The sequence below is a fragment of the Pseudomonas sp. MWU318 genome, assembly GCF_016756945.1.
GTDB lineage: Bacteria > Pseudomonadota > Gammaproteobacteria > Pseudomonadales > Pseudomonadaceae > Aquipseudomonas > Aquipseudomonas putida_A.
Genome location: NZ_JAESJL010000005.1, coordinates 256921 through 281510 on the forward strand (window position 1 = coordinate 256921; position 24590 = coordinate 281510).

At 62.6% G+C, this 24590-nt stretch carries 15 protein-coding genes and 2 pseudogenes; 11 read left to right on the forward strand and 6 right to left on the reverse strand.

Annotation, left to right across the window (positions count from 1 at the left end):
• Positions 1-29: 29 nt before the first annotated feature.
• Positions 30-1418, reverse strand: a pseudogene (locus JN524_RS27500) (HAMP domain-containing protein); the annotation flags it as partial.
• Positions 1419-1684: 266 nt separating this feature from the next.
• Between JN524_RS27500 and JN524_RS14315 the strand changes: the two are divergent.
• From JN524_RS14315 to JN524_RS27510, 3 genes and pseudogenes are all read left to right on the forward strand, one after another.
• Entirely contained in the window at positions 1685-3004 is a 1320-nt protein-coding gene (locus JN524_RS14315; RefSeq protein ID WP_202369737.1) for a Na+/H+ antiporter family protein, read from the forward strand.
• Positions 3005-3164: 160 nt separating this feature from the next.
• A pseudogene (locus JN524_RS27505) lies at positions 3165-3989 on the forward strand (cache domain-containing protein); the annotation flags it as partial.
• A 102-nt stretch (positions 3990-4091) separates the two neighbouring features.
• Positions 4092-4847 carry a methyl-accepting chemotaxis protein gene (locus tag JN524_RS27510; protein ID WP_371917818.1) on the forward strand — a complete coding sequence of 252 codons (756 nt, stop codon included), beginning with the start codon at positions 4092-4094 and terminating at the stop codon, positions 4845-4847.
• 114 nt (positions 4848-4961) lie between these two features.
• On the opposite strand, the gene JN524_RS14325 is transcribed toward JN524_RS27510, so the two are convergent.
• Positions 4962-5897: a LysR family transcriptional regulator gene (locus JN524_RS14325; protein WP_202369739.1), complete on the reverse strand. Its 936-nt coding sequence runs from the start codon at positions 5895-5897 to the stop codon at positions 4962-4964.
• A gap of 113 nt (positions 5898-6010) precedes the next feature.
• Here JN524_RS14325 and JN524_RS14330 point away from each other — a divergent pair, with 113 nt between their 5' ends.
• The 3 genes from JN524_RS14330 (at position 6011) to JN524_RS14340 (ending at position 8093) form a co-directional block, all read left to right on the forward strand.
• Positions 6011-6496, forward strand: coding sequence for a DMT family transporter (locus JN524_RS14330; RefSeq protein ID WP_202369878.1), 486 nt, complete (start codon positions 6011-6013; stop codon positions 6494-6496).
• A gap of 4 nt (positions 6497-6500) precedes the next feature.
• Positions 6501-6956: a DMT family transporter gene (locus JN524_RS14335; protein WP_202369740.1), complete on the forward strand. Its 456-nt coding sequence runs from the start codon at positions 6501-6503 to the stop codon at positions 6954-6956.
• Positions 6957-7925: 969 nt separating this feature from the next.
• Positions 7926-8093 carry a metallothionein gene (locus JN524_RS14340; RefSeq protein WP_003223525.1) on the forward strand — a complete coding sequence of 56 codons (168 nt, stop codon included), beginning with the start codon at positions 7926-7928 and terminating at the stop codon, positions 8091-8093.
• Positions 8094-8115: 22 nt separating this feature from the next.
• Here JN524_RS14340 and JN524_RS14345 read toward each other — a convergent pair whose 3' ends face one another.
• Together JN524_RS14345 and JN524_RS14350 are read right to left on the reverse strand one after the other, a co-directional pair.
• A complete protein-coding gene (locus JN524_RS14345) occupies positions 8116-8388 on the reverse strand; it encodes a hypothetical protein (protein WP_202369741.1) in 273 nt (90 codons plus the stop codon).
• Between the two features lie 40 nt (positions 8389-8428).
• A complete protein-coding gene (locus JN524_RS14350) occupies positions 8429-8656 on the reverse strand; it encodes a DUF6555 family protein (RefSeq protein ID WP_027613849.1) in 228 nt (75 codons plus the stop codon).
• 145 nt (positions 8657-8801) lie between these two features.
• Here JN524_RS14350 and JN524_RS14355 point away from each other — a divergent pair, with 145 nt between their 5' ends.
• The 3 genes from JN524_RS14355 to JN524_RS14365 all read left to right on the forward strand — a co-directional run bounded on the left by JN524_RS14355 (position 8802) and on the right by JN524_RS14365 (position 10926).
• On the forward strand, positions 8802-9569 hold the full coding sequence (locus JN524_RS14355) for an AraC family transcriptional regulator (protein ID WP_237403056.1): 768 nt from the start codon (positions 8802-8804) through the stop codon (positions 9567-9569).
• A gap of 197 nt (positions 9570-9766) precedes the next feature.
• Positions 9767-9940 (forward strand): DUF1427 family protein, encoded by a 174-nt coding sequence (locus tag JN524_RS14360; protein ID WP_007969534.1) that lies wholly within the window; start codon positions 9767-9769, stop codon positions 9938-9940.
• Between the two features lie 29 nt (positions 9941-9969).
• Entirely contained in the window at positions 9970-10926 is a 957-nt protein-coding gene (locus JN524_RS14365; RefSeq protein ID WP_202369743.1) for a quinone oxidoreductase family protein, read from the forward strand.
• Positions 10927-11053: 127 nt separating this feature from the next.
• Here the strand turns inward: JN524_RS14365 and JN524_RS14370 are convergent, their stop codons facing one another.
• Positions 11054-12076: a purine-nucleoside phosphorylase gene (locus JN524_RS14370; RefSeq protein ID WP_202369744.1), complete on the reverse strand. Its 1023-nt coding sequence runs from the start codon at positions 12074-12076 to the stop codon at positions 11054-11056.
• A gap of 15 nt (positions 12077-12091) precedes the next feature.
• Positions 12092-13051 (reverse strand): nucleoside-specific channel-forming protein Tsx, encoded by a 960-nt coding sequence (locus JN524_RS14375; protein ID WP_027613853.1) that lies wholly within the window; start codon positions 13049-13051, stop codon positions 12092-12094.
• A gap of 441 nt (positions 13052-13492) precedes the next feature.
• Between JN524_RS14375 and JN524_RS14380 the strand changes: the two genes are divergently transcribed.
• Together JN524_RS14380 and JN524_RS14385 are read left to right on the forward strand one after the other, a co-directional pair.
• Complete coding sequence (locus JN524_RS14380) at positions 13493-24013, forward strand: autotransporter-associated beta strand repeat-containing protein (RefSeq protein WP_202369745.1); 10521 nt, start codon at positions 13493-13495, stop codon at positions 24011-24013.
• 98 nt (positions 24014-24111) lie between these two features.
• Entirely contained in the window at positions 24112-24477 is a 366-nt protein-coding gene (locus JN524_RS14385; RefSeq protein WP_202369746.1) for a nuclear transport factor 2 family protein, read from the forward strand.
• Positions 24478-24590 lie beyond the last annotated feature (113 nt).

A 24590-nucleotide genomic window follows, 5' to 3' on the forward strand; every position in this document is an offset into this window, starting at 1 on the left:
ACCTCGGCGATGATCGGCTGCAACTTGTCGAGGAACTTGTTGAACCAGCCGGCCAGTTGACCGAGTTCATCCTGCTTGTCATAGGCCAGACGGCGGGTCAGATCACCTTCACCACTGGCGATGTCTTCGAGCATATGCGCGACGCCGAGGATCGGTTTGGTCACGCTGCGCGCCATCAGCCACACCAGCAGCAGACCGACCAATGCCGCCAGCACGCCGAGGCTCAGTTCGATCAGGGTGCCGGAGTTGTTGCTCGCATCCAGTTGCTGCTTGAGCGCTTCGGCGCGGCTGACCAGAACCTTTTCCGGCACGTCGAGCAACACGCCCCACGACGGCCCGCCGGGGATCGGCTGGAACGGCGACAGCACTTTCAACTGGCCGTTGCTGTGCAGGCTGCTGACGCTGCTGCTGGCCGCGAGCTGACGCAACAGTTCAGCGCCGCTGACGGTGTCCACGGCATCCAGACGCTTGCTCAGTTTGCTCGCATCCGGGCTGTAACCGGCGAGCAGGCCGGTGGGGCTGATGATGCTCACGGCGGTCTGGCCGTCGTAGAGTTTTTTGCTCGCGCCCTGGCTGATCGCCTGCAGGCTGTTGAGGTTGATGTCCACCGACAGCGAGGCGATGACTTTACCGTTGACCATCAGCGGGAAGACGATGCTGGTCATCAGCACGTTCTGGCCGTCGATCACATAGAAGTACGGTTCGATCACGCACGGTTTGAGCGTGGTGCGCGGGCAGGTGAACCAGGCGTTGGCGGCCTGACCGCTGGGGCCGGTGCTGGTGTCGGCCATGTCGCTTTCCGGCAGCGCCATCGAGGTGACTTTGCCGGGAGTCGGCTGCGACCAGTACAGGGCGAAGCGGCCCTTGTCGTTGCTGCCCAGTTCAGCCTGACCGGCGAACAGTTCATCCTTGCCATCCAAGGCGTTGGCTTCGAACACCAGCGACAGACCGAGCAGGTCCGGGTTGGCCTGCAGCGCGGACTTGACCTGACGGGTCATGTCTTCGCGCAGGTCGAAGGCATCGAGGAAGCGCTTCTCGGCCTGTTCGCGCAGGAACAGCACCTGCCGCGAGAAGCCGTGGCCATATTGATAGGCGTCCATGAACTGCTGGCGAATCCCGGCAGCCTGCACCTCACCCTGCGACTCAATGCGCGCCTGGGCCGACTCGGTCAGCATCTCCATGCTCGAAGCCTTCACCAGCTCGGAGCTGTGCTCCATGCGATACAGCGAAAGACCCACCAGCAGGGTCACGATGCCCGCCAGGCACAGGCCGGCGAGCAGGGTGATTTTCCATTGAATGGAAAGTTGTCTGAGCGACATGGAGACGTCCTTATTCGATAAATATCTGAGACTTTGCACTGTAACGGCCGCGTTTCGCCTTTCTTTATTGCTCAAGCGCAATATGACCAATTGCCGCATGCAACCAATCCCCTGTAGGAGCTGCCGCAGGCTGCGATCTTTTGATCTTGTTTTTTAAAAATCAAAATCAAAAGATCGCAGCTTGCGGCAGCTCCTACAGGGTTGTTCATCGGTTGTTACATTCGGTTGCTTTGACACCATCGCCACTCTGCGGCACAGTGCGCGCCCTTCTAATAAGACCCTCTTTGCAAATCCGCCGGTTAACCGTTGGCGGACTCATCCTGTCTGGCGGTGATCGTTCATCGCAGTGTTTTTGAGGTAGTGAAATGAATGCAGTGATTGCTGCGGTCGGCGTCATGCTGATCCTCAGCCTGTCCCGCGTGCACGTGGTGATTGCCCTGATCGTCGGTGCGCTGGTCGGTGGCCTGACCGGTGGTCTGGGCATCGACGCCACGCTCAAGGCGTTCAACAGCGGCCTGGGTGGCGGGGCGACGGTGGCGTTGTCCTACGCGTTGCTCGGCGCTTTCGCCGTGGCGATTGCCAAGTCCGGCCTGGCCCACGCGCTGGCCGACAAGGCCCTGGCGATGGTCGATCGTCAGCATTCGACCGGCGGCGGCAGCGTCAAATGGCTGCTGATCGGTCTGCTGTGGGTGGTGGCGATTGCCTCGCAGAACATCCTGCCGATCCACATTGCGTTCATTCCGCTGCTGGTGCCGCCGCTGCTTTATGTACTGACCAAGTTGCAGCTGGATCGCCGGTTGATCGCCTGCGTCATAACCTTCGGCCTGATCACCCCGTACATGGTGTTCCCGGTGGGGTTCGGCAACATTTTCCTCAACCAGATCCTGCTGGCCAACGTCAGCAAGGCCGGGGTCGATATCAGCCAGATCAACGTCATGCACGCCATGGCGATTCCGGCGCTGGGCATGGTCTTCGGCCTGTTGCTGGCGGTGTTTTTCAGCTATCGCAAGAAGCGCGTTTACGATCTGCAGAAGATCGAACAAGTCGAGCAAGTCAGCGTGGCGTACAACCCGAAGACCATCGCCATTGCCGGTCTGGCGATTGCCGCCGCGTTCATCATTCAGTTGCTGCTGGACTCGATGATTATCGGCGCACTGGCCGGGTTCCTGATCTTCTCGGCCTCGGGCATCGTCAAGTGGCGCGAGACCGACGACCTGTTCACCGAAGGCATGAAGATGATGGCGATGATCGGCTTCATCATGATCTCCGCCTCGGGTTTTGCCGAAGTGCTCAAGGCCACCGGCGAAGTGCGCTCGCTGGTGGAAAGCGCGGCGGCGTGGATCGATCACAGCCAGGCGATCGGCGCGTTGCTGATGCTGCTGGTGGGCCTGATGGTGACCATCGGTATCGGCTCGTCGTTCTCCACGGTGCCGATTCTGGCGGCGATTTTCGTGCCGCTGTGCGTGCAACTGGGCTTCAGCCCGATGGCCATCGTGTGCATCGTCGGCACCGCCGGGGCGCTGGGCGATACCGGCTCGCCGGCCTCCGACTCGACGCTGGGCCCGACCTCCGGTCTGAACGTCGATGGCCAGCATCACCACATCTGGGACACCGTGGTCCCGACCTTCCTGCATTACAACCTGCCGCTGCTGGCGTTTGGCTGGGTGGCCGCGATGGTCCTCTGATTAAAAGCTGAAGATCAAAAGATCGCAGCCTTCGGCAGCTCCTACAGAGATTGGTGTAGGAGCTGCCGAAGGCTGCGATCTTTTTTGGGTTCAACTTTTGCTCGCGCGTGCCGTTAACGCCTTTAACCACGCCAATAAAACCAAAAGAGTGAGCCCCCCAATGCGCTTGAGTCTCAAGGCCAAAGTCCTGTCCCTTGCCGTCCTGCCGGTGCTGCTCTTTGCGCTGGTCATCAGCCTGACCACGCTGTTCATCCTCCAGCAACAGGCGCACACCGAGGTCGAGCAGACCCGCGAGCGCCTGCTCGCCGACGCCAAGGCCACCCTGCAAAGTTACGTCGCCGTGGCCATGACCACGATCAAACCGCTGTACGACGCTGCCGCCCCCGGTGACAACGCGGCGCGGGCGCAGGCGATCAAGCTGCTGTCGGGCATCCGCTACGGCAAGGACGGCTACTTCTTCGGCTACGACTCCGAGACCGTGCGCCTGTTCAAGGCCAACGATCCTGAAGGCGTGGGCAAAAGCTTCAAGGACAACCGCGACCCCAACGGCGTCTACGTCAACCTCGGCCTGGTGAAAGTGGCGAAGGACGGCACCCACTATCTGCAATACAGCTCGCCACTGCCGGGCAATGCCAGTGTGCTGGTGCCGAAACTCGGCTACACCGAATACCTGGCGAAGTGGGACATGGCGGTCGGTACCTCGGTCAACCTCGACGGCATTGAAGCGCAAGTGGCAGTGGTCGAGGCACAAGTGCAGGAGCGCATGCAAGGCGTGATCCTCAGTATCGTCGGCGTGGCGGTGCTGGTGCTGTTGGTGATTGCCATCGCCGGGATGCTGTTGGCCAACACCATTCTGCGGCCGTTGAACCTGATGAAAGCCAACCTCGACGACATCGCGGCGGGCGAGGGCGATCTGACCCGCCGGTTGAACATCACCAGCCAGGACGAACTCGGCGAACTGGCCGGCTCGTTCAACCGCTTCGTCGACAAAATCCACGGTCTGGTGCGGCAGATCACCGAGATGACCACGCAACTGACCGGCCTGGTCACCCAGGTATCGGATCAGGCCCAGCGTTCCGATCAGGCCATGGAGCGTCAGCGCCACGAGACCGATCAGGTCGCCACGGCGATCAACGAGATGTCCGCCGCTGCCCAGGAAGTCGCCAAGAGCGCGCAGAACGCCGCGGTCGCCGCGCAGCAGACTGATGAAGAAGGGCAGAGCGCCAAACGCGTGGTGGCCGGCAGCATCAAGCAGATTCATGCGCTGGTGGATGATATTCGCAGCAGCGGCGTGTCGCTCGACAGCCTGCAGCAGGACGTGTCGTCGATTGTCGGCGTGCTCGGGGTGATCCGCTCGATTGCCGAGCAGACCAATCTGCTGGCACTCAACGCCGCGATTGAAGCGGCGCGCGCCGGGGAGGCCGGGCGCGGTTTTGCGGTGGTGGCGGACGAAGTGCGGGCACTGGCCAGCCGCACGCAGATCAGCACCCAGGAGATTCAAGGGATGATTGATCGCCTGCAAGCGGGTACGCAGTCGGCGGTCGAGGCGATGCGCCGTTCCAGTGAAGCGGGCGATGGTACCTCGGCACAGGCCAATCAGGCCGGGGCGTCGCTGGACGCCATGGCTGACTTGATCGCGACCATCAACTCGATGAACGCGCAGATCGCCAGTGCTGCCGAGGAACAAACGGCAGTGGCCGAAGAGATCAACCGCAGCGTGCATCAGATCGCGGTGGCGGTGGACAGCGTGGCGGATGAGACCCAGTTGGGCGCGCAGACTTCGCGCAGTCTGGCGGAACTTGGCCAGCGATTGGGCAAACTGGTGGGCCAGTTCCGTATTTAACGTTTTACACAAACCGTGTAGGAGCTGCCGAAGGCTGCGATCTTTTGATTTTTTAAACAGCAAGATCAAAAGATCGCAGCCTTCGGCAGCTCCTACACGGGGACGGTGTAAGGATTAAGGTCTGTCCCAGTACGGCACTTCACCAAAGCACTCGACAAAGAAATCAATTACCGTCCGCACCTTCACCGACAACCTTCGGCTCCCCGGCCACAGCACCGCGATCTGCTGCGGCTCCAGGCTGTTCGATACCTGATACTCGCGCAACACCGGCACCAGCGTGCCTTCGCGCACCGCCTCACCAATCAGCCATGACGGAAACATCACCAGCCCCAGGCCTTGCTCGGCGGCCTGGGTGAGGGTGTCGGCGTGGTTGCCGGTGATCGGGCCTTTGACCGACCAGGGTGTCCAGTCGCCCTGGCCCTGACGGAAGAACCAGCGTTGCTGACCGGTCGCACCTTTGTAGGCCAGGCACTGGTGTTGCGCGAGTTCGTCGGGATGTTGCGGCGTGCCGTGACGCTTCAGGTAAGCCGGGCTGGCCGCAACCTGAAAGCGGTGCGGCGCCAGAATCCGCGCCTGCATGCTTGAGTCGTGCATCGGGCCTATGCGAAACAGCAGGTCGGCGCCTTCCTGCAATGGGTCGACGTAATGGTCAGTCTGCTGGATGTCCAGTTGCAGCTTTGGATAGCGCGCGCACAACTGACCGAGCCACGGCGTCAGATGCCGTTGGCCGAACACCACCGGCGCGTTGATCCGCACCAGCCCGGTGGGTTCGCTTTGCTGCTCCTGCAACGCTTGCTCGGCTTCCTCCAGTTGCACCAGCACCAGCCGCGCATGGTGGCCGAGCATGCGCCCGGCCTCGGTCGGCGTCACAGCGCGGGTGTGGCGGTAGAGCAATTGCTGGTTCAGCGCCTGCTCCATCAACTGAATCTGCCGCGAGATCGAAGAGGGCGCCACGCCCTCGCGTCGGGCGACTTCGGAAAAACTGCCGTGGTCGAGCACCGCCACAAACAGCCTCAGCGCCTTGAATCCCAGTTCGTTCAGCCCATGCATGGATCGTCCTGCTGTGCGAGTTGCGCAAAAGTGTTGTCAGGATGCTCCCATTTATCGCACAGCTGCGCCAGCCGATAATCCGCGCCATCGTTTACTTGCGTGGGTTTTGGATGATGCAGACATTGGATGAAGTGAGTGTGGCGGCGCCGGCGACCCGGTCGTGGTTGCGCCTGTTGTTGCTGCCGCTGGTGATTCTGGCCGGCATGGGCCTGTCGGTGGAGGCCGGATTGCTGGGGCCGTTGGGGGAGCAGGTCGGGCATCTGTGGGCGACTTTGAGCATCTTCGGCGTGGGTTCGGCGATTCTGTTTTTGCTGCTGTTGTTCGCCGGCCCGCAGAAAGGCCCGGCGCTGACCGAACTGCCGCGCTGGCAATTGATCGGCGGCTTTCTCGGGCCGATCTATGTGGTGGTGCTGACCCTGGCGACCCCACATATCGGGATTGCGATGACGATGATCGCGATTCTCTCCGGGCAGGTCGGCAAGAGTGTGCTGATCGACCATTTCGGCTGGTTCGGCGCGACGCGCAAGAAGGTCAATGCCGAGCGGTGGCTGGCGTTGGGCTTGATTGTGGTGGCATTGGTTCTGATTGCGCGGGGTTGAGAATATGAGTCTGGTTATTTTGTTGGCAGTGGTGGTGTTGGCTGGCGCGGTGTTGAGCGTCCAGGCGGCAATCAATGGACGCCTCGGTGAAAGCGTCGGGGTATTGCGCAGCAGTTTGCTGACGTTTTTCGTCGGGGCGGTGGTCACCGGGTTGTTGATTGTGTTTTTTGAACCGGCGCATGCGGTGAGTTTGTTTGATGTGCCGAAGTGGCAGGTCTGCGGGGCGCTGTTTGGGGTGGTTTACATGATGGTCATGGTCGGTGCGGTGCCTGTTGTGGGGACTGCGGTGGCGACTGTTGCGGTGATTGTTGGTCAGCTGGGGATGGGGATGTTGATTGATAATTTTGGCTGGTTGGGGAATCCGGCGATCGAGCTTTCGTCTTCGCGGGTGTTGGCGATGGTGTGTCTGGGGTTGGCTTTGGTTTTTATGTATCGGAGTAGTGTTCGGGGTTCTGATTGAGTTTTGGGTGTATATCCGTTGCTGCGGTAACGGCGGCTTAGGGTTCCGCCCTTACGGCGGGTCACTTTTTCCAGACGCCGAAAAAGTAACCAAAAAGGCTTTACCCTGACGTTCGGCCCTCGCCTAGGCTCGGGTTCCTTCGCTGCGGGATTCATCCGGGGGGCAGCGCCTACGGTTTGCTTCGCTGCACCTCCTCTCGCTGTGTTTGGCTTCGCCAAACGGTCGCTGCGCTCCCACCCCCGGATAAATCCCTCCACTCAGCCTGCCGACGGGCCCTGAGATCAAAAGCTTTACTCGAGCTAACGCTCATTGTGTTGAGTGGGGCGGCTTCGCCGCATGGGGGGCACGCACTCTAAATTGTAGGAGTCAGCCTGCTGGCGATGGCGGCCTGACAGCCGACCAATCTCTTGCGGATGCACCCGGCCCAACTGTGGGACCGGGCTTGCTCGCGAAGGCGGCCTGTCAGCCGACCAATCTCCAACTGAATACACCCAATCCCATGTAGGAACTGCCGAAGGCTGTGATCTTTTGATCCGCTTTGGCTTTGGCTTTGGCTTTGGCTTTTCATGTGGCTTTTGATCTTCAGCCCCTTCGGCAGGCCGAGCGAAGGTGTCCATCCGGGAGTTAGGCGCGCAGCGCCATGCGGCGGAGCCGCATACATCGAGAGGAGGTGCAGCGAAGCAAACCGGAGGCGATGCCCCCGGATGGACACCGTAGCGAGGGAACACTGAGCCCCAGCGAAGTGCCGTACGCCGGGGGCAAAGCCTTTTGGGTTACCTTTTCGGCGTCTGGAAAAGGTGACTCGCTGTAAGAGCGAAACCGCCAGCGGCAGTACCCGAAGAAACGGATATTCACCCAATTCCCGAAAAAAACCAGATCAAAAGATCGCAGCCTGCGGCAGCTCCTACACTGGTATTTACGGCTTATCCCAAAAGCCCAGACAACCACCAAAAAAAGGAGTCTGCCCCCATGCCCGATAGAAAATGCGACTGCCCCAACTGCAAATGCACCATCAAAGAAGGCGACCACTCTTACGCCGTACACGGCAAGCACTATTGCTGTGAAGCCTGCGCTCACCACCACAAGGGCGGTGAAGAGTGTTCAAGCAAAGGCTGCCATTGCGCCCACCCCAAATAACCGCGCGCAAAAAAAGTGGAGCCTAATCAGGCTCCACTTGCAGTTTCAGGCTTTCATCATCCAGCCGTTCGGTACGGCGCACCGTGCCTTGCAGTCGTCGCCCGTCGACCCTGACCACCACGGTTTTCGCCTGGTCCAGGTCTTCTGGTAACGGCGCCGGTACGCGCAGGGCGAAGCTATACGGGTCGTCTTCGACAGCCTCAAGACCCACCTGACAGTCCACGCTTTTGGTGATACGTCCGAACAGGCTGTCCAGTCCGTAATCCAGATGCGCCGGGCTGAAGATGCTGGTCATTGTGTAAGCCCCCAAAGAGTCCCCATCGCCTGACGAGAGTCTAGCTCGCCGGTCGCCATGTGACATTTTCCACGCCGAATTTCTCCGCCATCGGTTTGCTGGTCTTTTGCACTTTTTCCCGGCCGAAACGCGGGATGCGACCCACACCGGCGTCGCAGCTTGCCCAGTGCCACGCCTCGGCGTTGTCCATTCTGTCCGAGCGGATAATGAACGACTTGGGCGTGCCGTGAAGGGTGTAATCGATGACAAACAGTTTTGCGTTGTTCATAAAGCCCGTAATCCTCCCTGTGGTATTAGAAGGATCGCGGCGCGTCGGGAAAATTCACTCGGATTGTCCGACGGTATCTATCGTTGTCGACGCTGTGACCGACTGGTTACCATGCGCCTTCCGCCAACCCCAATGAATGCTCGCCATGGCCCTCGCCGCACCCCCCGATCTCACGGATACCGATGTGCCGGTGCAACCGCTGGCGCGCACTTATCCGCGCGGGTTGTTCATCGAGCCGCACGAGCATGTCTGGGGGCAGTTGCTGTATGCGATGAGCGGAGTGATGTGGGTCGAGACCCCGCATGAGGCACTGGTGGTGCCGCCGCAGCGCGCGGTGTGGTTGCCACCCGGGGTGCCGCATGGAATTCGCGTGGTCTCGGACTTGCAAATGCGCAATATCTACCTGCGCCCGGTGCTGGCGGCAACGCTGGATCCGACGGTGCAGGTGATCGAGGTCGGTGGGCTGTTGCGTGAGTTGATCGTCGGGCTGGTGGAGCAGGGCGACAGCGGTGAGTCGGCTTATTACGACGCCTTGGTCGGGCTGGCGTTGCTGGAGCTCAAGCGTGCCCGGCGCTCGCAATTGAAGATCCCGCTGCCGGACGATTCCGACCGGCGTCTGATGAATCTGTGCCAGGCGGTGATGGCGGCACCGTCGCTGGACATTCCGTTCGAACAGCACGCGGAAAACGCCGGGGCCAGCGTGCGCACGCTGGCGCGGCTGTTCAAGGACAGCCTCGGCATGGGCTTCGCCGAATGGCGGCGGCAGGTGCAACTGGCGACGGCGGTGGCCGAGTTGATTCAGGGCGTGCCGGTGAGCGCGATCGCTCGCGAGCTGGGGTATTCGCCGAGCAGTTTCAGTGACATGTTCCGGCGCGAGCTGGGTGTGGCACCTTCGCAATTCCCCACGGCCTGAACCCGATCCCTGTAGGAGCTGCCGCAGGCTGCGATCTTTTGATCTTGTTTTCAAAATCAAAGTCAAAAGATCGCAGCCTGCGGCAGCTCCTACAGGGGGGGTCGGGCTTTTGGCCGAAATTCAGAAGTCCTTGGCCGACACCTCTGCCCATCCTTCCCTAGACTCTGCCCATTCCTTTCACGAGGCGGAGTTTCCCCATGAACTACCTGATTTCGCTGGCCATCGGTCTGGGTGTCGGCCTGCTCTATGGCGCACTGGACTTCCGTTCCCCGGCACCACCGGCCATCGCGCTGGTGGGGCTGCTGGGCATGCTTGCGGGTGAGCAGTTGTGGCCGATGGGCCGGCAACTGGTCGCCGGTTGGCTGTCCTGAATTCCTTTTTCCCTTTGATGGATGTCCTCATGAAAGCACTGCAATTCGATAAAACCGGCGAACTGTCCTCCCTGCGCTTCGTCGATGTCGCCAAACCCGTACCGAGTGCTGGTGAAGTGCTGGTCGAGATCAAGGCCGCCGGTCTGAACCCCAGCGATGTGAAGAGCGTGCTCGGGCGGTTTCCGTACACCACGTTGCCGCGGATTCCCGGGCGTGATTTTGCCGGTGTCGTGGTCGAAGGCCCGCAGGCGTTGCTCGGTCAGGAAGTCTGGGGCACCGGGCGTGAGCTGGGCTTTTTCGCCGATGGCTCGCACGCGCAGTTCGTCAAACTGCCGGCCAATGGTGTGGCGCACAAACCGTCGCACTTGAGTTTCGCCCAGGCGGCCAGCCTCGGTGTGCCTTACACCACGGCGTGGGATGCGCTGGAGCGCAGTCTGGTGAGCGCTGAAACCCGTTTGTTGGTGATCGGCGGCGGCGCGGTGGCCACGGCGGCGTTGGCGCTGGCCAAGGTGCGTGGTGCGCAAATCCTCGCGGCTGCGCGGCGGCCGGAGCAGGTTAAGGAGTTGCAGGCGCAGGGCTTCCAGACGATTCAGCTGGATAAACCCGAAGACCTCGGCGCGCAGGTCAACGCGGTGTATAGCGGTGGCGCTGACGTGATCTTCGACACCACCGGCTTCTGGCTGCCCGCCTCGGTGGCGGCATTGGCCGCGTTCGGCCGCATCGCGATCATCGCCGCACCGGTCGATGGCCATGTGCAATTGCCGGCGCTGGCGTTGTACCGCAAGGGCGGTTCGGTGGTCGGGATCAACTCGCTGCTGTACGGCGTGCAAGCCTGTGCGGTGATGCTTGAGCAGTTTGGGCGGTTCTTCGATGAGGATCTGTTGCCGTTGCCGCAGGGGTTGGTGGAGGTGCCATTGGCGGAGGGGGTAGACAGCTACGCGCAGGTGAATCAGGGCAGTGGCGACAAGGTCATCCTGATTCCCTGATCTTCCAGACACCGCATAGCCTGTGGGAGCTGGCTTGCCAGCGATAGCAATAGAACAGTCGATGGAGATGTTGACTGAACTGATGCCATCGCTGGCAAGCCAGCTCCCACAGGGTTCTTTGTTGGGCTCAGGATTGCGGGACGCCGTTTTCCCACGCTGACCAGTGTTTCAGAATGTCCTGCACCAGCGGATTGCCCGAGCGGTAGAGGTTTTCCAGCGCCGGCACGAACCCGTCCTGATCGGCGTACTTCAACAGATTGTCCACTTCGCTGCCGCCCGGCTCCGGACGATCAAAGTCAGAGCCGGCACGCACCACGGCCAGACGCTGCACATCCACCAGACCTTCGCGACTGGCGCGTAACAAGGCCTCGTAAGTGGAGTTGTCTTCCTGTTGTGTGGTGCAGTATTCACCCTTGTTATCGGTCAACAATTTGGTCCAGACCTCGGCGCGTTCGCTCAGGCGTGTACCGGAGAACCAGGTGTTGCCAGCCAATGTGTCGCAGCGGGTGACGACCGGCGGCTGATTGGCCGGGGCCGACGGGTATTTGCGGCGCCACGCTGCCGATTCCTTGCTCTCGCTCAGCTCGACCTTGTGGCTCAGGGCGAAGGCTTTGGCCTGCAGTTTCGGGTTGAGTTCGAAGACTTCGGTCTTGTAGTCCAACGGCGGTTTTTCGTTCGGGCCTTTGGTGTTGATGCCGAGGTAACCGGTCGGCCAGCTCGCCGGCGCATCGCGCGAATCCAGCTCCCATTGGGTACCGAATTCCACCAGGTAATGCGCCCACGCCGCAGTGCCGATGGTCCCGTGTTTCGGGCTAATCCCGGCGATACCCGCGATCAGGAAGTAGCTTTTGCGTAGATCGAATTTCGGCGACAGCGCCAGGGCCAGGGTCGAAGCCGCGGCGTTGGTCTGGCCCATGCCGGTGGTCAGCAGGCACACCTGCTGGCTGTTGCAGCGAATGCTCGGGTACTCGGCGGACAGCCCCGGTACGCGGATTTCCTGTTTCAGGTCGAGGCGCTCGATCCAGTTCTGCGCCTCGGGGGCGAACATGGTGATCAGCACGACTTTCGGCTGGATCGGCGCTTCAGCCGCCCAAGTAGTGGAAGAGAGCAGGGCCGCAGCGGCCAGGGTCAGACGCGTCATTGCTTGCATGAGAATCTCCTGATTTCAGAACTGGTAGCCGATGCCGGCGTAGTAACCCCAACCGTTGGAGCGCGCGCGGAAATTGCCGTCGCCGAAGTTCAACTCACTGCCGTCCTCCCAGTTGCCGCCGTTATGGAAGTAACGGCCGACCAGGGTGAAGCGCAGGTGGGTGAACGAGTACAACAGCACGTTGGTCGCCACCGTGGCATTGGCGGTGCGCGCCGGGTTGTCCTTGTGAATGTCCGAGCCGAAATCGAAGTTGGTGAAACCGATGTAGGTCAGCGACGCGCCGTTGCTGAATTTGTCGATGGGCACGATGTACTTGAGCTGCGCGCGGTAGCCGTCCCATGAATACTCATTGCTCGCACCGTAGTTTTCCCACTGGTAGCGACCGTACAGGTTGGCCGACAGGTTGACCCGCGAATGGGTGTCGATGTCAGTGCCGAAGCCGCTGTACAGGGTGTTGGCGCGGTTCTCTTTACGGCTGCCGTGATCGTAGATCCAGTCGAACGCCACGTACCATTCCTTGAACGGGCCGATGGCCAGGCTGCGGCCGGCGAGGTAGTCGATGGAGATGCGCGGCTCGTGTTCCATGAACACCGGTGAGCCGTGATCCCACACGCCTTTGTCGTGGCTGTTGCCGATGTTGAAGATCTTCGGAATGTCGACATAGCCGTACAGCTCGAACGGCCCCTTGCGCCCGAAGTACTCGTATTCCAGATAGATATCGTCGGCCGGTTGCGGGCCGAAACTGATGTCCTTGCTGCCGATCAGTGTCAGGTCCTGGTTGTACCAGTCCGACAGATACGCGCCTTTTTTCGGCGGGGCAGCTTCCGGGCTGAGGGCTTCACCCTGGGCGGACTCGTCGGGCAGCGCCGGTTGCGCCAACGCGCTGTGGCTGAGAACTCCGGTAACGCCGGTCAGTAGCAGGGAAACAGCAAACGTGCGCGCAAATGGGGCGCGAAGAAGGGAAGCAGCGTGCATTCAAAGTCCTTTTTTTGCGGATCGAGGCCCGGGTTCTGCGGGCCTGTACGGTTTTGTTACGAAAAAGCCGTTATCGGCAGGTCGCAAACGTTTGCACAACACGTACCAAGTTGCTCCGTTCGCCCCTGTAGGAGCTGCGGCACGCTGCGATCTTTTGATCTTGATCCTTAAATAAAAATCAAAAGATCGCAGCGTGCCGCAGCTCCTACAGAGGGATGTCGCTTAGGCAGAGCCCCGTGTTTGCTGGCCGAAACCCGCGGTTTAGAAGGCCCTAGTATTAAAGTATTAACACCATTTAATCAGTGCCCCATCGCGGGGCGTCTACTAGCTTGTCAGCCAAGACGCGGTTTTGTGATGACCGTCGCAGTCTTGATTCGCGTGTGGAATAAGCACGTTTCCCACGCCTTCAAGGAAGAATTTGGCCACGACAAGGAGTAGCCCGTGGAAGCAAGGTTTGGTGTCGCCCTCGTTTCGCGTTTTTCCCCACTTTCCCTTGCTGTGCACCTGAGCGTTGCCGGACTGTTGTTCGGCGGCGTCAGCGCACCGGCACTGGCCACATGCTCCACGGCGGGTTCCACCGTGACCTGTAGCGGCGTGCCGAGTCTGCCGCTGTTTCTCAACAATTTTGCCAGTGCCACCAACGGCCTGACGGTCAACGTCAATTCCGGGGCGCAGATGAACGCGACGCTCGGCGGCCATGTGATGGATCTGACCGGGGTCAACATCAGCCTGAACAACTCCGGCACCCTCGACCCGGCCTTGCTGGGCCTGGTGTCGATCCTCAGTGGCGGTGCGTTCATCGGTACCGGCGCGACCAGCACGGTGAGCATCGTCAACAACGCCACCGGGCTGATTCGCGGCACCGGCATGTTGCTCGGGCTCAACCTGACCAGCATCGACGGGCTGGGGATTGCCGTGAACAACTCGGTGTCGGGCACCACGACCATCACCAACGACGGCACCATCACCTCCACCGGGCTGTCGGTCGGCGGCATCACCTTGGCAGATACCCCGGTGGTCGGGGTGTATGGCGGTTCGCAAGTCAACATGACCAACAGTGCCAGCGGCACCATCAATGGCCGGATTGCGTTCGAAACGTCAGTGGCGGGCAATACCTTCACCAACGCCGGCAACATCACCGGCGGTGTGTCGATGGGGGCGGGCAGCACCAACACCTTCTACGCGATCACCGGTTCCAGCGTTAACGTCGGCGACGGTGTGCAAGTCTCCGTCGGCCTCGGAGGCCTGATCGGCATCAACCTGACCTTCGCCCCGACCGGAACGATCGATGGCGGCGCGGCGGGTACCAACACGCTGATTCTGCAAAACCCGATCGGCCTTGGCGGCGGCACCACCGGGACGGGCACGGCGTCCAGCGCCACCTACGTCAACTTCAACAACCTGACCCTCAACAGTGGCACCTGGACCTTGCAGGGCCCGTTGGTCAGCGGCGCCACCACCCTCAATGGCGGTGTCGCGCAGTTCAACGACAACGCGGCGTTCGGCAGTGGCGTGCTGACGTCCAACGGCGGGATCCTCCAGGCCAGCAATGCCGGTTTGACGCTGGCCAACCAGATCAATCTGGGTGCCGGCGGCCTGACCCTGCAGGGCATCAACGGCACGACCCTCAACGGTGTGATTTCCGGCACGGGCGGCCTGACCAAGATCGGCAGCGGTCAGCTCAACCTCAACGGCATCAACACTTACACCGGCAACACCGTGCTCAACGGCGGTGTGGTGCTGGTGGGCAACAACCAGGCGTTCAGCACTGGGGGCATCACCGTTGGCGGCTCTTCGAGCATCTCGGCGACGGCGCCGATTTCGCTGGCGAACGCGATCACGCTCAACAGCACCCTGACCGCGACCGGCACCGGTGCGTTGACCTTGGGCGGGGTGATCAGCGGTGCCGCCAACCTGACCAAAACCGGCAGCGGCAGCCTGACCCTCAACGGCATCAACACCTACACCGGGATCACCAGCCTCAGTTCCGGGACCTTGCGCGTCGGCAACAACAACGCCCTGGGTACCGGTGTCCTCAACACCAGCAACGGCACCAGCCTCGACAGCACCGGCAACGTGACACTGGGCAACAACCTCGGCATCACCGGTACGTTGAACGTGCTCGGCAGCAATGCGCTGACCCTGGGCGGCATCGTCTCCGGCACCGGCGCGATCACCAAAAGCGGCAGCGCCAGCCTGACCCTGACCGGCAACAACACCAACAGCGGCACCACCGCGCTCAACGGCGGCAGTTTGCTCGTCGGCAGCAACACTGCCCTCGGCACAGGCGCATTGAACGCTGCGGCCGGCACTACACTGGATGCGACCACGGCGGTGACGCTGGCCAACGCTGTGGCGCTGGCGGGCGGGCTGACCATCGGTGGCACTCAGGCGCTTGGCTTGAGTGGTGTCATCAGCGGCGCTGGCAACCTGATCAAAGGCGGCACTGCGAACCTGACCCTCAGCGGCAACAACACCTTCTCCGGCGGTACGGCGCTGAACAGCGGTACGCTGATCGTCGGCTCCAACACCGCGCTCGGTACCGGCGCACTGACAACGGCGGCGGGCACTACCCTCGACGCCAGCACCACCGTCGCGCTGAGCAACGCGGTCGCCCTTGGCGGTAACCTGAACATCGCCGGCAACGCCAACCTGACCCTCGGTGGTGTGGTCAGTGGCAGCGGCGGGCTGACCAAGAACGGCGCGGCCAACCTGATTCTCAACGGCGCCAACACCTTCAGTGGCGGAACCACGCTGAATGCCGGCACCCTGACCGTTGGCAACGCCGCCGCATTGGGCAGCGGCGACCTGACCGTCGCGAATGCCGCGACCCTCGACAGCAACACCTCGGTCATCCTCAACAACAACGTCGCCCTCAACGGCAACCTGGCCATCGGCGGCAGCAACGGCATGATCCTCGGCGGCGTGCTAAGCGGCGCCAGCCAGTTGATCAAGAACGGCACGGCCAACCTGACCCTCAACGGCGCCAACACCTTCACCGGTGGCACCGCGCTCAACACCGGCAGCCTGACCGTCGGCAACGGCGCGGCACTCGGCACCGGCACGTTGACCGTGGGCGGTGCGGGCGCAACGCTTAACAGCAGCGCCAACGTGACGCTGAACAACGCGATTGCCCTGGACGCCAACCTGACTGCCGGCGGTGCCAACCCGCTGACACTCGGCGGCGTGATCAGCGGCGGCAGCAACCTGATCAAGACTGGCGCTTCGACCCTGACCCTCACCGGCGCCAATACCTACACCGGCTCTACGTCGCTGAACGCCGGGACACTGATCGTCGGCTCCAACACCGCGCTCGGCACCGGCGTGCTCAACGCTGGCAACAACACCACGCTGGACGCCAGCACCGCGACCAGCCTGGCGAACAACGTCAACCTCGGCGGCAACGTGACAATCGGCGGCAGCAATGCGCTGACGCTTGCAGGGGTGGTTTCCGGAGTTGGCGGCCTGACCAAAAGTGGCCCCGCTGATTTGATTCTCAACGGCGCCAACACCTACTTCGGCAACACCGCACTCAACGTCGGCAAGCTGATCGTCGGCAGCAATACCGCGCTGGGCAGCGGTGCGCTGAACGCGGCAGCCGGCACCACGCTGGACACCAACACTGCCGTCACGCTGGGCAATCAGGTCAACCTGGCCGGTGCGATGAACATCGGTGGCAGCGCAGACCTGACCCTCACCGGAACCGTCGCCGGTGCCGGCAGCCTGGTGAAAAACGGCGCGGCCAATCTCAACCTCAACGGCACCAACACCTACGCCGGCGGCACCACGCTAAACGCCGGTACGGTGACCGCCGGCAACAGTTCGGCGCTCGGCACCGGTGCGTTGACGGTCGGTGGTGCGGCAACGCTCGACAGCAGTTCGCCGCTGGTCAGCCTGGCCAACGCGGTCGTGCTGAACGCGGCGCTGAGTGTTGGTGGTACGCAGAACCTGACCCTCGGCGGTGTCACCAGCGGCACCGGCCAGTTGATCAAGGACGGCGCGGCCAACCTGACGCTCAACGGCAACAACACCTTCAGCGGCGGCACCACCCTCAACGCCGGTACCCTGACCCTGGGCAATGCCAACGGTCTGGGTAGTGGTGGCTTGACCGTCGGCGGCGCGGCGACTCTCGATAACAGTGCCTCGTTCGGCATCGGCAATACGATCACCCTCAACGCCGGGCTGACCGTCGCGGGCAATAACGACCTGAGCCTCAACGGCATCATCGACGGCGCCGGCAGCCTGACCAAAAACGGTCTGTCGGACCTGACCCTGGTCGGCAACAACACCTTCACCGGTGCGCTGAACATCGTCTCCGGCAGCGTCACTACCCTGAGCAGCGGAGCCTTGGGCAACACCTCCGGGGCCAATGTCAGCGCCGGCGCCAGCCTCAACCTCGGCAGCAACGCCAGCCTCAACGGCCTGAGCGGCAGCGGCAGCGTGCAGATCGGCGGCGGCAACACATTGACCGTGGGCGGGGTCAGCAGCACCAGCACCTTCGACGGCGACCTCGGTGGTAACGGCGGCTTGACCAAGGTCGGCACCGGGACGTTGAATCTCACCGGGATCAACGGCATCACCGGCAACACGGCGATCAACGGCGGCACCCTGAACCTCAGCGGTTCGCTGGCCAGCGCGCAGGTCAACGTCAACACCGGCGGGATCCTGACCGGAACCGGCTCGGCGCTCGGCACGGTGAACATCAACAGTGGCGGCCATCTGGCGTTGTCCTCGGGCAACACCTTGTCTGCCGGGTCACTGGTGCTGGCCGCCAACAGCAATGTCGATGCGAGCCTCGCCACGCCATCGACCACCTCGCTGATGAACATCGGCGGCAACCTGACCCTCGACGGCAACCTCAATGTCACCGATGCCGGCGGCTTCGGCGTGGGTGTCTATCGCCTGTTCAACTACACCGGCGCACTGACCGACAACGGCCTGACCGTGGCCGGTGTACCGGTGGGTTATGGCCTCGGCGACATCCTCGTGCAGAGCCTTGGCAATCAGGTGAACCTGGTGGTGTCGGCACCGAACACAAACCTGCGTTTCTGGGACGGCAGCCAGACCATCCCGAACGGTAATGTGGACGGCGGCACCGGTACATGGACTGCTGGCGGCACCAACTGGACCAATTCCAACGGCACGCTGAACCAGACCTGGGCCGGCGATTTTGCGGTGTTCCAGGGCACGGCCGGTACAGTGTCGGTCAACGGCACCCAACTTTTCACCGGGATGCAATTTCTCACCGATGGCTACAACGTGGTCAACGGCACGTCGGGTCTGCTGACCGCCGTCAACGGCACCGGTGGCACCACCGCGATGCGGGTCGATCCGGGCGTGACCGCCACGGTCGGCGTGGACATCAACGGCAGCGGCATCCTCAACAAACTCGATGCCGGCACCCTGGTGCTCAACGGCGCCAACAGCTACAGCGGCGGTACCCAACTGGACGGCGGCAAGATCATCGTCGGCAGCAACACCGCGCTGGGCAGCGGCACGCTGACCGCCAACGCTGGCACACAACTCGATAGCAACACAGCGGTCACTTTGGCGAACGCGGCAACGCTCAATGGCAATCTGACGGTGGTCGGCAGTAATGCGCTGACCCTCAACGGCGTGATCGGCGGGACTGGTGGCCTGATCAAAAATGGCGCGGCCAGCCTGACCCTCGGTGGCAACAACGCCTTCCTCGGGCCGGTGGCGCTGAATGCGGGCGGCTTGATTCTGGCGTCGAACAGCGCGCTGGGCTCGGCCACCCTGAACGCGGCGAACGGCACCACACTGGATGCCAGCGGCGCCTTCACGGCGGGTAATGCGATCAATCTGGCGGGCAACCTTGGTGTCGTCGGTAGCAACGATCTGACACTGAGCGGTGCGATCAATGGCGCCGGCAGCCTGACCAAGAATGGCGCGGCCAACCTGATCCTGAGCGGGGCCAACAACTTCCTCGGCGGCTTCACCCTCAACGCCGGCACACTGACCGCCGGCAGCAACGGCGCACTCGGTCTGGGCAACCTGACCGTGGCCGGTGCCTCGGCGCTGGACAGCAACACCTCTGTGTCGCTGGGCAACAACGTGGTGCTCAACGCCAATCTGAGCAACACCGGCAGCAGCGACGTAGCGCTCAGTGGCGTGGTCAGCGGCACCGGCGCTCTGATCAAGAACGGCGCGTCCAACCTGACGCTCAACGGCATCAACACCTACAGCGGCGGCACCACACTGAACGCCGGCACCGTGACCCTCGGCACCTCGGCGGGCCTGGGCTCCGGCGCGGTAACCGTGGCGGGTGCGTCGACCCTCGACACCACCGCGCCGCTGGTACTGGCCAACAACGTCAACGTCAATGCCAACCTGAGCGTGGCTGGCAACAACAACCTGACGCTCGGTGGCGTGATCGCCGGGGCGGGCACCCTGACCAAGAATGGTCTGGCCGACCTGACGCTGTCCGGTAACAACACCTTCAGCGGCACCTTTGATGTGCAGTCGGGCAGCCTCACGACACTGGGCAACTCGGCACTGGGCAGCAATGCTGGAGTCAATCTCGGCGCTGCGGCGACGCTGAACCTCGGCGGCTCCGGCAGTCTCGCCAGCCTGACCGGCAGCGGCACCGCACTGATCGGCGGCGGCAACACCCTGAGCATCGGCGGCAACAACGCCAGCAGCCTTTTCGCCGGTGTACTCACCGGAACCGGCGAATTGAACAAGCTCGGCACCGGAACGCTGACCCTGACCGGCCTCAACAGCCTGACCGGCAACACCACGGTCAACGCCGGCACCTTGAACGTCAGTGGCTCGCTGGACAGCGCCAGCGTACTGGTCAACAGCGGCGGCACCCTGACCGGCGGCGGCTCGCTCGGCGGGGCGGTAACCGTGGCGGATGGCGGTCATCTGGCCGGCGCCACCGGCAGCACCCTGTCGGTCAACTCGCTGGTGTTCAACGCCAACTCCAACTTCGACGTCGGCCTCGGCGCTCCGGTCTCCGGTGGCGGCAATGCGCTGGTCAACGTCGGTGGCAACCTGACCCTCGACGGCACCCTCAACGTCAGCGACATCGGCGGTTTCGGCAGTGGTGTGTACCGGTTGATCAACTACACCGGCGGTCTGACCGACAACGGCATGCTGATCGGCACCGTGCCGGGCAGCGTCACCCCGGGCGACCTGACCCTGCAAACCGCGCTGGCCAACCAGATCAATCTGCTGGTGAGTGCACCGGGCGTCACCGTGCAGTTCTGGGACGGCAATCAACTGATCGCCAACGGCTCGGTCGATGGCGGCAGCGGCACCTGGGGCACCGGTACCACCAACTGGACCGACGTCAACGGCACCACCAATCAGGCCTGGACCAACAACTTCGCAGTGTTCCAGGGCACGGCGGGCACGGTCACCGTGAACGGCGCACAAACCATCACCGGCATGCAGTTCGTCACCGATGGCTACAGCCTGGTGAACGGCACCGTGGGTTCGCTGAACCTGGTCAACGGTTCGTTGGGTAACGCCACGGTGCGAGTCGATCCGAACGCCACCGCGACCGTTGGCGTGGCACTCAACGGCAGCGGCACCCTCGGCAAATACGACACCGGCACGCTGGTGCTCAACGCTGTCAACGGTTACACCGGCGGCACCGCGCTCAACGGCGGCAAGATCGTGGTCGGCAACAACGCCGCGCTCGGAAGCGGTGTGTTGACCGCTGCGGACGGCACCGCGCTGGACAGCAACGCGGCGGTCAGTCTCGCCAACGCTGTGGTGCTCAATGGTGGCTTGACCGTCGCTGGCTCCAACGCCTTGACCCTCGATGGTGCGGTCAGCGGGGCGGGCAGCCTGATCAAGTCTGGCGCTTCTAGCCTGACCCTCAACGGCAGCAACACCTACAGCGGTGGTACTCAGCTCGCTGGCGGTACGCTGGTGCTGGGCAACAACAGCGCAATCAGCAGCGGTGCACTGAGCGTGACCGGCAACGGCAGCCTCGACAGCACCTCGGCGCTGCAGCTGGCCAACGCGATCAATCTGGGGTCGCAACTGACCCTGGCCGGCAACCAGAACACCACGCTGCTCGGCGCCATCACCGGCACCGGCAGTCTGGTGAAAAACGGCAGCGCTGACCTCGTGCTGAGTGGTGCCAATACCTACAGCGGCGGCACCACTCTGAACGCTGGCACTACCACTGGCGACACCAGCAGCCTGCAAGGCGCCATCGTCAACAACGCAGCGCTGACCTTCGCGCAGAACGCCGACGGCAGCTACACCGGCAACCTCACCGGCGCCGGCACGCTGACCAAAACCGGCACCGGCCAGTTGCTCCTCACCGGCAACAACACCTTCACCGGCAACACCTCGGTGCAGGCCGGCAACCTGATCGTCAACGGCGTGCTCAACAGTGCCAACGTCAACGTCGCCAGCGGTGCGAAAGTCGGTGGCAGCGGGCAACTGGGCGGCAACGTGCAACTGGCCAGCGGTGCGACGCTGACCGGTGGCGGCTCGGCTACGCCGTTGTCGGTCGGTGCGCTGACATTGTCCTCGGGCACCAACCTGGACTTCAGCCTCGGCTCGGCCGCCAGCTCCACCACAGTGGTCAACGTCGCCGGCAATCTGACCCTCGACGGTACGCTGAATGTCAGCAACGCCGGCGGCTTCGGCACCGGGGTCTATCAACTGTTCCGTTACGGCGGCAGCCTGACCGACAACGGTCTGGTCTACGGCAGTCTGCCGGTATCGGCGGCCAACCTGACCCTGCAAACCGCGATTGCCAATCAGGTCAACCTGCTGGTGCAGGGCAGTCCGGGTGAAGTGCAGTTCTGGAACGGCGGCACCACCAATCCTGACGGCAGTATCGGTGGCGGCAGTGGCGTGTGGGGCCCGGGCACCAACTGGACCGATCCGAGCGGCACTCAGGCGCTGGCGTCCAATGGTCAATTCGCAGTGTTTGGTGGCCAGGCGGGTACCGTCACTGTGCAGGGCAATCAGAACTTCACCGGTCTGCAGTTCCTCACCGGGGGTTACAGCCTGATTCCAGGGGCTGGCGGTACGCTGACACCAGTCAATGGTGCCGACGGCAGCCTGGCGCCGGTGCGAGTCAATGCCGGGGCCAGTGCTGAAATCGACGTGCCGCTGATCGGCACCGGCGGTATCGAGAAACTCGATTCCGGCACCCTTGTGCTGACTGGCGCCAACACCTACAGCGGTGGCACCACCGTCAGTGGCGGTACGCTGATCGGTAACACCACGAGCCTGCAAGGCAACATCACCGACAACGCCACACTGGTGTTCCAGCAGAATGCCAATGGCCAGTTCAACGGCATCCTCAGCGGGCTCGGGGCGATGGCCAAACGCGGCGCCGGCACGTTGTTGCTGACCGGCAATCAGCCGTTCAGTGGCACGGTCTCGGTCGATCAAGGCGTGCTGCAAGTCGGCAGCCGCGCGGCCCGGGCTTCGTTGGGCGCACAAGTCACGGTCGCCAACGGCGCAGGCCTGAGCGGTAACGGCAGCGTCGGTTCGGTGGTCAACCACGGTGTGGTGGCTTCCGGTGGCGCTGACGGCACCTTGAGCGTGGCCGGCAACCTGACCAACAGCAGTGATGGTGTGCTGGCGCTGACGGTCAGTTCGCCAACCGCTACACCGCTGGCGGTAGGTGGCACGGCAGCTCTGGGTGGCGGTCTGGTGGTCAACAGCCTGGCGCCGTTCACTGGCAACACCACTTACTCACTGATCACTGCGGGCGGTGGTGTGACCGGGACCTTCAGTGCCGCCGATCTGCCGCAGTACGCGTTCCTCGACAGCTCGCTGGTCTACGGTGCCGACTCGGTCACCCTGGCTGTGAGCCGCAACGGCAACTCGTTCGCCGACGTCGCTGCCACGGGCAACCAGCGCGGCACCGCCACGGCACTGTCCAATAACGGAGCGGCTGGCGCGGCGTTGCAGAACCAGATCGTCAACCTCAGCGTCGCCGGTGCGCGCAATGCGTTCGACAGCCTGTCGGGTGAAATCCACGCCAGCACCGCCAGCGCCATGCTGGAGGACTCGCGCTTCATCCGCGAGGCGGTCAATGACCGCATGCGCCAGCCATCGTGCAGCGCGGCGGATGATCCACGCAGAACCCTGGCCCCGAGCGACACGCAACTGAGCAGCAACGGTTGCCACGGGGAAATGGTCGGCTGGATCCGGGCCATTGGTGCCTGGGGCGACATGGGCGGCGACAGCAACACGGCGAAAGTCGATCGCAACCTCGGCGGTTTCATGCTCGGCACCGACAAGGCGCTGGATGACACCTGGCGTGCCGGGATGGCGGCCGGCTACACCCGCAGCAACCTCAACGCGCATGATCGCAACTCGGATGCCAAGGTCGACAGCTACCACCTGGCCGGTTATCTGAACTCGCAATTCGATGCATTGGCGGTGCGCCTCGGCGCGGCTTACAGCTGGCACAGCATCGAGACCAAACGCGATGTCAGCGTCGGTACTTACAACGATCGCCTGAAGGCCGATTACGACGCGCGCAGTGCGCAGGTGTTCGGTGAAGTGGGTTACGCGATCAACGCCGGCGGTGTTGCCATCGAACCGTTCGCCGGGCTGGCCTACGTCAATTACAACAGCGACACCGGCAAGGAAAAAGGTGGAGTGGGGCGCCTGAAGGCCGACGCCGATCAGGACATCACCTACTCGACCCTCGGTGTGCGTGTCGGCAAATTGGTGACCCTGGCCAATGGCAGCCAACTGACGCCACGCGCGGCCATCGGCTGGCGGCATGCCTACGGCGACACCAAACCTGACGCCGACCTGACCTTCATCGACGGCGGCGCCTCGTTCAGCACCCAGGGCGTACCGATTGCCAAGGACAGCGCATTGCTCGAAGCCGGCATCGACTTCCAGGTCACCCCGACCGGCAAGCTGGGCATCGGCTACTCGGGCCAGGTGTCGAGCGACAACAACGACAGCGCGTTCAACATCAGCTTCAGTCAAAGCTTCTGAATCATGGTCGAAGTACTTTAGCCGCCCGAAAGGGCGGTTTTTTTTGCACAATCAAAAGCCTTGGTGGCAAGTGATTTATGCAATGAGGTAGGAACGAGATGGATCTGTCGAAGCATTTGTTGCATCTGGAAAACCGCCTGCTGTCGCGCGCCGTGCGCGAGGACGTCGCTGAACTGGCGCGATTGATCGCGGACGACTTTGTCGAATTCGGCGCCAGCGGCGGTATCTGGAACAAGTCCGCTGTGCTGGAAGCGCTGCCGCAGCAAGCATTCGCACAACGTACCGTCAGTCAGTTCACGCTCAAGCAATTGTCGGAAGATTCGGCTCTGGTGACTTATCACTGCCATACCGTCGCTGTCGGCCAGCGGGTGCCGGCGGGCAGTCTGCGCAGTTCGGTATGGCGGCGGCAGGGTGAACAGTGGCAGATGGTTTTTCATCAGGGCACCTTTTGTGCCCGGCCGTGAAACCGTGGTGACCCGTCGATAGCTTTCGCGAGCAAGCTCGCTCCCACACGGGATCTTCAGTGAACACAGGATTTGTGGATGACAGCGATCCCCTGTGGAAGCGAGCTTGCTCG

Excerpts from the sequence above, each read along its gene's own strand:
- JN524_RS14315 (WP_202369737.1), top strand. The coding sequence starts at position 1,685 with ATGAATGCAGTGATTGCTGCGGTCGGCGTCATGCTGATCCTCAGCCTG.
- JN524_RS27510 (WP_371917818.1), top strand. The coding sequence starts at position 4,092 with ATGGAGCGTCAGCGCCACGAGACCGATCAGGTCGCCACGGCGATCAAC.
- JN524_RS14325 (WP_202369739.1), bottom strand. The coding sequence starts at position 5,897 with ATGCATGGGCTGAACGAACTGGGATTCAAGGCGCTGAGGCTGTTTGTG.
- JN524_RS14330 (WP_202369878.1), top strand. The coding sequence starts at position 6,011 with ATGCAGACATTGGATGAAGTGAGTGTGGCGGCGCCGGCGACCCGGTCG.
- JN524_RS14335 (WP_202369740.1), top strand. The coding sequence starts at position 6,501 with ATGAGTCTGGTTATTTTGTTGGCAGTGGTGGTGTTGGCTGGCGCGGTG.
- JN524_RS14340 (WP_003223525.1), top strand. The coding sequence starts at position 7,926 with ATGCCCGATAGAAAATGCGACTGCCCCAACTGCAAATGCACCATCAAA.
- JN524_RS14345 (WP_202369741.1), bottom strand. The coding sequence starts at position 8,388 with ATGACCAGCATCTTCAGCCCGGCGCATCTGGATTACGGACTGGACAGC.
- JN524_RS14350 (WP_027613849.1), bottom strand. The coding sequence starts at position 8,656 with ATGAACAACGCAAAACTGTTTGTCATCGATTACACCCTTCACGGCACG.
- JN524_RS14355 (WP_237403056.1), top strand. The coding sequence starts at position 8,802 with ATGGCCCTCGCCGCACCCCCCGATCTCACGGATACCGATGTGCCGGTG.
- JN524_RS14360 (WP_007969534.1), top strand. The coding sequence starts at position 9,767 with ATGAACTACCTGATTTCGCTGGCCATCGGTCTGGGTGTCGGCCTGCTC.
- JN524_RS14365 (WP_202369743.1), top strand. The coding sequence starts at position 9,970 with ATGAAAGCACTGCAATTCGATAAAACCGGCGAACTGTCCTCCCTGCGC.
- JN524_RS14370 (WP_202369744.1), bottom strand. The coding sequence starts at position 12,076 with ATGCAAGCAATGACGCGTCTGACCCTGGCCGCTGCGGCCCTGCTCTCT.
- JN524_RS14375 (WP_027613853.1), bottom strand. The coding sequence starts at position 13,051 with ATGCACGCTGCTTCCCTTCTTCGCGCCCCATTTGCGCGCACGTTTGCT.
- JN524_RS14385 (WP_202369746.1), top strand. The coding sequence starts at position 24,112 with ATGGATCTGTCGAAGCATTTGTTGCATCTGGAAAACCGCCTGCTGTCG.